Annotated in this window: 10 protein-coding genes; 8 read left to right on the top strand and 2 right to left on the bottom strand. The window is 74.4% G+C overall.

From position 1 onward, the window contains the following. The first annotated feature begins 160 nt into the window (after window positions 1–160). The 4 genes from ACZ6NC_RS08315 (at window position 161) to ACZ6NC_RS08300 (ending at window position 2281) form a co-directional block, all read left to right on the top strand. Window positions 161–367: an acyl-CoA carboxylase subunit epsilon gene (locus ACZ6NC_RS08315; protein ID WP_465730222.1), complete on the top strand. Its 207-nt coding sequence runs from the start codon at window positions 161–163 to the stop codon at window positions 365–367. A 115-nt stretch (window positions 368–482) separates the two neighbouring features. After that, the gene (locus ACZ6NC_RS08310) at window positions 483–1160 is read left to right on the top strand and encodes a TetR/AcrR family transcriptional regulator (RefSeq protein ID WP_465730220.1); all 678 of its coding nucleotides are present in this window, start codon (window positions 483–485) and stop codon (window positions 1158–1160) included. Window positions 1161–1350: 190 nt separating this feature from the next. Next, entirely contained in the window at window positions 1351–1545 is a 195-nt protein-coding gene (locus tag ACZ6NC_RS08305; protein ID WP_465730219.1) for a DUF1918 domain-containing protein, read from the top strand. A gap of 49 nt (window positions 1546–1594) precedes the next feature. Further along, window positions 1595–2281 (top strand): DedA family protein, encoded by a 687-nt coding sequence (locus tag ACZ6NC_RS08300; protein WP_465730218.1) that lies wholly within the window; start codon window positions 1595–1597, stop codon window positions 2279–2281. Between the two features lie 20 nt (window positions 2282–2301). On the opposite strand, the gene ACZ6NC_RS08295 is transcribed toward ACZ6NC_RS08300, so the two are convergent. After that, window positions 2302–3045: a PIG-L deacetylase family protein gene (locus ACZ6NC_RS08295; protein WP_465730216.1), complete on the bottom strand. Its 744-nt coding sequence runs from the start codon at window positions 3043–3045 to the stop codon at window positions 2302–2304. A 247-nt stretch (window positions 3046–3292) separates the two neighbouring features. On the opposite strand from ACZ6NC_RS08295, the gene ACZ6NC_RS08290 reads away from it, so the two are divergent. Together ACZ6NC_RS08290 and ACZ6NC_RS08285 are read left to right on the top strand one after the other, a co-directional pair. After that, window positions 3293–4312 (top strand): MDR family NADP-dependent oxidoreductase, encoded by a 1020-nt coding sequence (locus ACZ6NC_RS08290; RefSeq protein ID WP_465730214.1) that lies wholly within the window; start codon window positions 3293–3295, stop codon window positions 4310–4312. 23 nt (window positions 4313–4335) lie between these two features. Beyond that, window positions 4336–4719 carry a MerR family transcriptional regulator gene (locus tag ACZ6NC_RS08285; RefSeq protein ID WP_465730212.1) on the top strand — a complete coding sequence of 128 codons (384 nt, stop codon included), beginning with the start codon at window positions 4336–4338 and terminating at the stop codon, window positions 4717–4719. On the opposite strand, the gene ACZ6NC_RS08280 is transcribed toward ACZ6NC_RS08285, so the two are convergent. Then, window positions 4716–5399, bottom strand: a complete 684-nt coding sequence (locus ACZ6NC_RS08280; protein ID WP_465730210.1) for a TetR/AcrR family transcriptional regulator — start codon at window positions 5397–5399, stop codon at window positions 4716–4718. The two genes, ACZ6NC_RS08285 and ACZ6NC_RS08280, sit on opposite strands and share 4 nt — an antisense overlap. Window positions 5400–5511: 112 nt before the next feature. Here ACZ6NC_RS08280 and ACZ6NC_RS08275 point away from each other — a divergent pair, with 112 nt between their 5' ends. Both ACZ6NC_RS08275 and ACZ6NC_RS08270 read left to right on the top strand, forming a co-directional pair. Further along, a complete protein-coding gene (locus tag ACZ6NC_RS08275; RefSeq protein WP_465730238.1) occupies window positions 5512–6321 on the top strand; it encodes a hypothetical protein in 810 nt (269 codons plus the stop codon). Window positions 6322–6391: 70 nt separating this feature from the next. Beyond that, the gene (locus ACZ6NC_RS08270; protein ID WP_465730208.1) at window positions 6392–7903 is read left to right on the top strand and encodes a serine hydrolase domain-containing protein; all 1512 of its coding nucleotides are present in this window, start codon (window positions 6392–6394) and stop codon (window positions 7901–7903) included. The last annotated feature ends 144 nt before the right edge of the window (window positions 7904–8047 follow it).

The following is an 8047-nucleotide window of genomic DNA, read 5'->3' as shown; positions in this document are numbered from 1 at the left end:
GGCAGGTCCTCGCCTCCTCGCTCGCCATGCTCCGCACCAAGCACGCCGACCTGCCCAGCCGCAAGCACGGCAACCCGCCGATGTAGCAGCGCCGTCCAGCGGCCTTCAGTTCCGGCGCCACCGACCACCCACCACGCATCCGCCCGGGAGAAACCGGACCATGGCCGTTTCCGCCGAACCCTTCATTCGCGTCGTCCGCGGCTCGCTCTCCGACGAGGAGCTCGCGGCCCTCACCGCCGTGCTGACGGCCCGCGCCGCCGCCGCCCAGCAGGCCGCGGCCGCGCCAGTCGAGCCGATCGCCACCTGGCAGCGCCTGGAGCGCCGCCCGGCCTACTTCTCGCCGGTCAGCTGGCAGCAGGCCGCCTGACGGATGGTCACCGGCGGGCCGCTCGCGGCCGCGAGCGGCCCGCTCCGGGGCGAACATGAGTAGCGCTCATGTTCGTGATTGGCCGCGGGAACGCCGGATGCGGCACAGTGGCCCCATGAGCCCGGACACGAGGAGTCACCACGCCGCCGGGCAGCGCGCCCCGGGCCGCCGGCGGCCGGTGCAGCAGCGCAGCCAGGAGCGGTACGGCCGGATCCTGGACGCCTGCGCCGGGCTGCTCGACGAGGCCGGGGCCACCGCGCTCACCACCAAGGAGGTCGCGCACCGCGCCCAGGTGCCGATCGGCACGCTGTACCAGTTCTTCGCCGGCAAGGAGGACCTGCTGGCCGCACTGGCCGGCCGCAACCTCGACCACTACCTCCAGCGGCTGGACCGGCGGCTGAGCAGCGAGGCCCCGGACGGCCCGGCCGGGTTCACCGACCTCGCCGTGGACGAGTTCGTGACCATGAAGCGGACCGTGCCCGGCTTCGGCCAGGTGGACTTCGGGCTGGCCGGCGCCGCCGTGCCCGCCGGGGTCCGGGACGACCGGCACCTGATCGACGCCGAACTGGACAACAACACGGCTGTCGCCCTGCGCCTCCAGGCACTCGGCGGCGAACTGTTCGGCACGGTCGATCCGGCGACGCTCACGCTGCGCCTGCGGGTGGCCCTGGAGGCGGCGGACGCCGTGCTCAAGCTCGCCTTCCGCGGCGACCCGGACGGCGACCCGGTCCTGATCGCCGAGTCGAAACGGCTGGTCCGCTGCTACCTGGCCGAACCGCCCGGCCCACGCTGAGGCCCACACCGAGGCCCACGCTGAGGCCCACACCGAGGCCCACGGTGCGCGACGACCCCGGCCGTGACGGCAACCCCAGGCCCCCCGGGCGTCCCTCAGCGCCGTCACGCCGTTGCGAGCCCGTCCCCGCCGCAGCACAGTGGAAGCAGAACGGCCGCCCGCGCGGCCACCGCTACCCGAGGAGCAGACCATGCACGCAGCGGTAGGTGACCAGCTCCACATCCACAGCAAGTCGGTGGGCATGGTCGACCAGAAGGGCGAGATCATCGAGGTGCGCGGCGCCGAGGGCGAGCCGCCGTACATGGTCCGCTTCGAGGACGGCCACACGGGCCTGATCTACCCCGGGCCCGACTGCAACATCGAACGCCGCGAGGCGCTCCGCTGACCCAGGCGGCCACCACCCTGCGCTTCCGCGGCGCGGGGTGGTGACTCACGTGTCCGCACCCGCCCCCGCACTGCCCGGCGCGCTCGCCGGGCTCGCACCCCTGCTCGACCAGTACGGCTACCCGGCCGTGGCGCTCCTCGTCCTGCTCGACAACTGCGGCATCCCGGCGCCCGGCCAGACCATCCTGGTGCTCGCCGCCGTCTACGCGGGCGCCGGGCACCTCGACTTCGCCGCCGTGGTGACGATCGCCTTCACCGCCGCGGTCGTCGGCAACAGCCTCGGCTATCTGATCGGCAGCACCGGCGGCCGCGCCTTCGTCCACCGCTGGGGCCGCTACGTCCTGCTCACCCCGGCCCGGATGGAGCGAGCCGACGGCTTCTTCGCCCGGCACGGCGGCAAGGTCGTCACCGTCGCCCGCTTCGTCGACGGACTGCGCCAGACCAACGGCATCATCGCCGGCACCACCGAGATGGGCTGGCGACGGTTCCAGCCGTTCAACCTGCTCGGGGCGGCGCTCTGGGTCGGCGTCTGGTCCTCCTTCGGCTACCTCGCCGGCGCCAACATCGGCGGGGTCTACCGAACGGCGATCCGCTACCAGCTCTGGCTGCTGATCGCCCTCGCCGCCCTCTGCGCCGCCCTCGCCGCCCGCCACCTGCTGCGCCGCCGCCGCAGACCGGACGACGGACGGCGCGAGCAGGCGGACGAGGGCTCGCAGGACGAGGACTCGCAGGCCTAGGCCCTCCCCTTCGAGCGGGCCTAGCCCAGCGGGAACACCTCGAACGGAACGGCGAAGCGCGTCCCGAGGCGGCTGCCGGCGCCCCGGCCGAAGCCCTCCAGGAACTCACGCGGGTCGCTCATCACGCCGCCCAGCCCGGCCAGGTACGCCTTGTGCTCGGCCAGCGAGGCGACGCCCTGCTCGAAGTGGTCGGTGGTGTCCACGGCGTGCCGGGACTCGGGCGAGGCGACCGCCCAGATCTCGCGCACGCCGTTCCACGGCTCGTGGCCCTCGGCCGTCAGCTCGCGGAACACCCAGCGGTTGCCGGCGTCGCGCACCGCGTCCAGGGTGGCCCGGCCGACGGCGATGTGGTCGGCCTGGTTGAGGAAGGTCCCGCCGTACGTCTCGCGGAAGTTGCTGGTGATGACGATGTCCGGGCGGTGCCGGCGGACGGCGCGGGCGATGTCGCGCCGCAGCGGCAGCCCGTACTCCAGCACGCCGTCGGGGTGGCCGAGGAACTCGACGGTGTCGACGCCGACCAGGGCGGCGGAGGCGATCTGCTCGGCCTCGCGCAGCGGTCCGCACTCCTCGGGGCTCAGCGAGTCGATGCCGGCCTCGCCGCTGGTGACCATCAGGTAGACCACCTTCTTGCCCTGCGCCGTCCAGCGGGCGACGGCGGCGGCACCGCCGTACTCCATGTCGTCGGGGTGGGCGACGACGGCCAGTGCGGTCTGCCAGTCCTCGGTGACGGGCTCGAACGGCTCGGGGGCCTGCTGCTCGCTCATGGTGCTGCCTCTCCGTGGTGCACGCGGTGTGGTCGTTGCGGTCGGTGCGGTCATTCGGTCGTACCGGTGGTGACTCTAGGAGATCACCGCTCCCCTCGTCCGCCGAACGGTCCGTCAGGCACGGTCGCCGCAGCCGCCGTTCCGCAGCGCCTCCTCGCGGGCTTGCCCCTGACCCGCGGGTCAGGGGTTAGCGTCCCGGCACCCGCAGCGGGACGGCCGCTGCCCGTGTTCCTCCAGGAGTTCCACGATGCCTCTCCCGACGACCGCCCGCGAGGTCCGGCTCATCACCGCCCCGGACGGACTGCCCGCCCCGGAGCACTTCGCGCTCGTCGAGGCCCCGCTCGCCGCGCCCGGCCCGGGCCAGGTGCTGGTCCGCAACCATGCCTTCCTGGTCTTCCCCGGCCTGCGCACCCTGATCGGCGGCGAGCTGACGGGCCTCCCGCTGCCGCGGATCCTGCCCGGCGGGGCACTGTTCGGCCCCGCGCTGGGCGAGGTGCTGGCCGCGCCGGCGGACGGCCCGCTGCGCCCGGGCGACCTGGTCACCCACATGCAGGGCTGGCGGGACCACGCGGTGGGCGACGCGGCCGGGTTCGCCCCGGTCGACGACACGCTGCCGGACCCGGTGGCACTGCTCTCCCCCGCCTCGGCCGGGTACGGCGGGCTGACCCGCTCGGCCGGGGTACGGGCGGGTGACGTCGTGCTGGTCACCGGTGCGGCGGGCGCGGTCGGCACGGTCGCCGGGCAGGTCGCCCGGCTGCTCGGCGCCTCGCGGGTGATCGGCACCACCGGCTCGCCCGCCAAGGCGGAGCGGCTGACGGCCGAGCTCGGCTTCGACGCGGTCCTGGTGCGCGGCGCCGGGCCGATCGCCGAGCAGCTGGCCGGGGCCGCGCCGGGCGGCATCGACGTCCTGCTGGACACGGTCGGCGGGGAGCAGCTGACCGCCGCCGTCGGCGCGGCCCGGCCGGGCGCACGGTTCGCCCTGGTCGGGGCGCTGGCCGGGCAGATGGCGCCGGACCGGCGCGGCGGCAGCTCCCCGGCGGTGGTCGACACCTTCCGGCTGCTCAACCAGGGTGTCACCGTGCGCGGGTTCCGCGGCCAGGACCACCCCGGCCTGGAGGCGGAGTGGCGGCAGCGGTTCGGCGCGTGGCTGCGCGCCGGCGAGATCACCTTCCCGTGGACGGCCGTGTCGGGCCTCGACCGGGCCCCGGAGGCGTTGCCCCGGCTGATCGAAGGCCGTACCTTCGGTGCCACGATCGTCGAGGTGTAGCCGGAACGGCAGCGGGGGGACGGATGCGGATCGGTGACGCGGCGGCAGCGGCGGGCACCACGCCCCGGGCGCTGCGCTTCTACGAGCAGCGCGGGCTGCTGCCGCCGCCGGTCCGCACGGCCACCGGCCAGCGCGAGTACGGGCCGGCCGAGGTGACCCGGGTGCGGGCGATCCGCGAGCTGCTCGCGCTCGGCCTGACCGTCGAGGACATCCGCAGCCGGGCCCACCGGCTCGACCTGCTCACTGAGGACCCGCCGCGCAGCTGCGCCTCCACCGGCGATGCCGGGCCGGAGACCTTCGCCCCGGTGGTCGAGCACCGCCTGGCCGCGCTGGACGCCGAGATCGCCCGGCTGACCTCCCTGCGCGACAGCCTGGCCCGGCACGCCGTCACCGGGGGCGCCGCCTAGCTCCTCCCGCCCGGTCCTTCGGACGGCGCTCCTTCGGACGGCGCTCCCTCAGACGGCGGCCGGATCAGCGTCCCGATGCCGGCGCAGAGCAGGTCCAGGCTGCGGGTGAACTTCTCGTCCGGCCCGTGCGCGGCCGCGGCGGCCACCGTCCGGGGGAAGCTCCGGTGGAGCGCGGCGACGTCCTCGGTGGTGACCGGCACCGCGGGTGGCTCGCTCTGCTCCTGGAGCACGTAGCCGGTGACGTGGCTGAGCACGGTGTCGGCGGCGGTGCCGCAGTGCTCCGGGGGCACGCCGGCCTCGGCGAGGGTGGCGAGCAGCCGTTCCATCAGCGAGAGCGCGCCGGGGCTGAGGGTCTTCGGGCTGCCGGCGAGCATGATCGCCCCGCCGGGGTGCTGCCGGATGCTCTGCCGCAGGGCGACGGCCTGCGCCGTGACCAGCTCCGGCCAGCTCGTCTGCGGGGGCAGTCCGGCCAGGGCGGCGGTGCCGGCCTCGTACGCCTGGCGGACCACCCGGTCGGCCATCAGCTGGAGCAGCGCGGCCTTGCTGGGCACGTGGTAGTAGAGGCTGCCGGCGTGCACGTCGAGCCGGTCCGCGACCTGGCGCACGGAGAAGCCGTGGTAGCCGGTCTGGGCGAACACCGCCATCCCCGCCTCGATGATCCGGTCTGCAGTCAGCTTCACGGCCGCAGTCTAGCGAGCTGCGCCGGCTTTCAAACAGTGTTTGAAAATTCCCCGGGTCGCGCTAATGTCATGATCAGCAAAATCGCACACGGCTCGGAGGGGGGTGGTGACGATGGACATCCTGCTGTTCAACGTGACCACGGCGGCACTGATGGTGCTGATGTTCAACGGCGGTCTGGCCCTGGTCGGCCAGAGCACCCTGGGCCGGCGGCGGATCCCCTGGGCGGCCGTCGGCCTGACCGGGCTCGCGCTCGCCGGGGTGGCCCTCCAGCTCTGCTGGTCGGGGGCGATGGGCGCGCTCGACGCGGACCCGTCGAAGTCCGGCTGGTGGCGCGTGGTCACCTCGGTCTTCATGCAGAACGGCGGCTTCGGCGGGGCGGCCTGGAACATCGCCACCCTCGCCGCCGTCGCGGCCTTCGCCGACTGGTTCTGGGGCGCGCCGCTCACGCTCGCCCTGTTCGCCGCGGGCATCCTGCTGCCGGAGCAGATCGACAAGCTGTGGGGCCAGACCTCCCACAGCACCGACCCCCGCAACTTCGCCGGCAGCTCCGGCGCCACCTACTTCCTGGGCGCGACGCTGGCCGCGGCCCTGCTGCTGCGCGGCGGCGCCGCCGAGAACTCCGGCAAGGCCGCCGGCCAGGGTGCCGGGCAGGGCTCCGACGACGAGGGCGCGAGCCGCGGCAAGGCCGTCCGCAAGAACCGGCTGCTCGCGCTCGGCGTGCCGGTGCTCGGGCTGGCGATGTGGTTCGCGCAGGAGAACGGGCACGGGCTGGTCTCCGGCTACGGCTTCGTCCTCGGCGCACTCGCCTGGGCCGCGTTCCGCACGGTCCTGCACCCGGACCGCGACCTCCGGCAGCCGCCGCGCACGACGGTCGCCTCGCTGACCGGGCTGCTCGGCCGGCGGACCCGCAACGCCGGCTAGCCGGCAGGCCCCCGCCCGACCCCGCCCCACCCCAACTGCGCCGTTCCACCGTGACCACGAGGGAGACAGCATGTCGGAAAACCTGCGCCGGGAAGTGTCGAAGCTCGTCGACCGGGAGGTGGCCGAGATCCTGGAACGGACCGACCGCGACGTGGCCCGTACGGTCAACCGCGCGCTGGGCGTGAACGACGGCGCCCCGGCGTTCGACACCGCCCGCTGGCAGGCCCGGCTCGGCGAGCTCCTCGCCGCCCACCACATCCCCGGCGCCGCCCTGGCCGTGCTCGCCGACGGCGAGATCCACGAACTGGCCGCCGGCGTCCTGCACACCGGCACCGGCGTCGCGGTGACCCCGGACTCCGTATTCCAGATCGGCTCCGTCAGCAAGGGCTACACCGCCGCCATGGTGGTCCTGCTCGCCGACGCCGGGAAGCTGGACCTCGACGCGCCGGTCGCGGACGTCCTGCCGGACTTCGCGGTCGCCGACGCCGGGGCCACCCGGACGATCACGCCGCGCCAGCTGCTCAACCACACCAGCGGCATCGAGGGCGACTACGTCAACGACACCGGCCGGGGCGACGACTGCCTGGCCCGCTACATCGAGGACGCGCGGACGGTCGGCCTGACCAACCCGCCCGGCGTCACCATGTCGTACTCCAGCACCGCCTACAACGTCCTCGGCCGGATCGTCGAGGTGGTCACCGGCCAGACCTGGGACGAGGCGCTCAAGGAACTGCTCCTGGCCCCGCTCGGGCTGGAGCACACCATGACCCTGCCCGAGGAGGTGCTGCGCTTCCGCGCCGCCATGGGGCACATGGGCGAGCCGGGCGAGAGCCCCGTCCCCACCCCGCTCTGGAACATGCTGCCGCGCTCGGCCGGCCCGTACGGCGGGATCAGCGCGACCGCCGCCGACGTGGCCCGGTTCGCCCGGGCGTTCGTGGACGGCGGTGCCGCGCCGGACGGCGCCCGGGCGCTGCCGGCCGCCGTGGTCGACGCGATGCTGACCCGCGAGGTCGAGATGCCCGACCAGTGGTTCCTCGGCGCCCACTGGGGCCTGGGCTGGGGTCTGTTCGAGTGGGACGGCGCGCGCGGCTTCGGCCACGACGGCAGCACCTTCGGCCAGCTCGCCTACCTGCGCGCCATCCCGGAGAAGGGCCTCGCCATCGCCCTGCTGACCAACGGCGGCGGCGCCGCGCCCAAGGTCTTCGAGGCGCTCTGCCGCGAGCTCTGCGCCGAACTCGCCGGGGTCGCCATGCCCGGGTTCGCGCCGGCCACCGAACCCCCGGCCGTGGAGACGGAGCCGTTCCTCGGCAGCTACAAGCGCGAGGGCTTCCTCATGACCATCGCCGACGGCGACGGCGGCCCGGGCACGCTGCGGCTGAGGTACGAGGGCGCGGACGGCCTGGCAGGCACCTTCGACCCGCTGGTCTGGCACCTGACCCCGGTCTCGCACACGCCGGCGAAGACGGTGTTCGCCGGCCGCCGCAACGAGAAGGACGCCTGGATCCCCGTGGTGTTCTACGCCCTCGCCGACGGCAGCCGGTACGTCCACTTCGGCGTCCGGGCGACGGCCAAGTCCGCCTGAGGCCCAGCCGTCCGGAGGTGCGGCCCGGCCGCACCTCCGGACCCGCCCAGCCGGCCCGGCATGATCGCAGGGCATCACGCCCATGTTGCAGAGGATTCTCTGCAGATACCTCTATGCAGAGAATCCTCTGCAACATACGATGGC

The organism is Kitasatospora sp. NPDC041988 (assembly GCF_055588525.1).
This window is presented reverse-complemented; position numbering and strand designations above follow the sequence as displayed.

Coding starts and splice junctions, on each gene's coding strand:
- ACZ6NC_RS08315 (WP_465730222.1), top strand. CDS start 161: ATGGCCGTTTCCGCCGAACCCTTCATTCGCGTCGTCCGCGGCTCGCTC.
- ACZ6NC_RS08310 (WP_465730220.1), top strand. CDS start 483: ATGAGCCCGGACACGAGGAGTCACCACGCCGCCGGGCAGCGCGCCCCG.
- ACZ6NC_RS08305 (WP_465730219.1), top strand. CDS start 1,351: ATGCACGCAGCGGTAGGTGACCAGCTCCACATCCACAGCAAGTCGGTG.
- ACZ6NC_RS08295 (WP_465730216.1), bottom strand. CDS start 3,045: ATGAGCGAGCAGCAGGCCCCCGAGCCGTTCGAGCCCGTCACCGAGGAC.
- ACZ6NC_RS08290 (WP_465730214.1), top strand. CDS start 3,293: ATGCCTCTCCCGACGACCGCCCGCGAGGTCCGGCTCATCACCGCCCCG.
- ACZ6NC_RS08285 (WP_465730212.1), top strand. CDS start 4,336: ATGCGGATCGGTGACGCGGCGGCAGCGGCGGGCACCACGCCCCGGGCG.
- ACZ6NC_RS08275 (WP_465730238.1), top strand. CDS start 5,512: ATGGACATCCTGCTGTTCAACGTGACCACGGCGGCACTGATGGTGCTG.
- ACZ6NC_RS08270 (WP_465730208.1), top strand. CDS start 6,392: ATGTCGGAAAACCTGCGCCGGGAAGTGTCGAAGCTCGTCGACCGGGAG.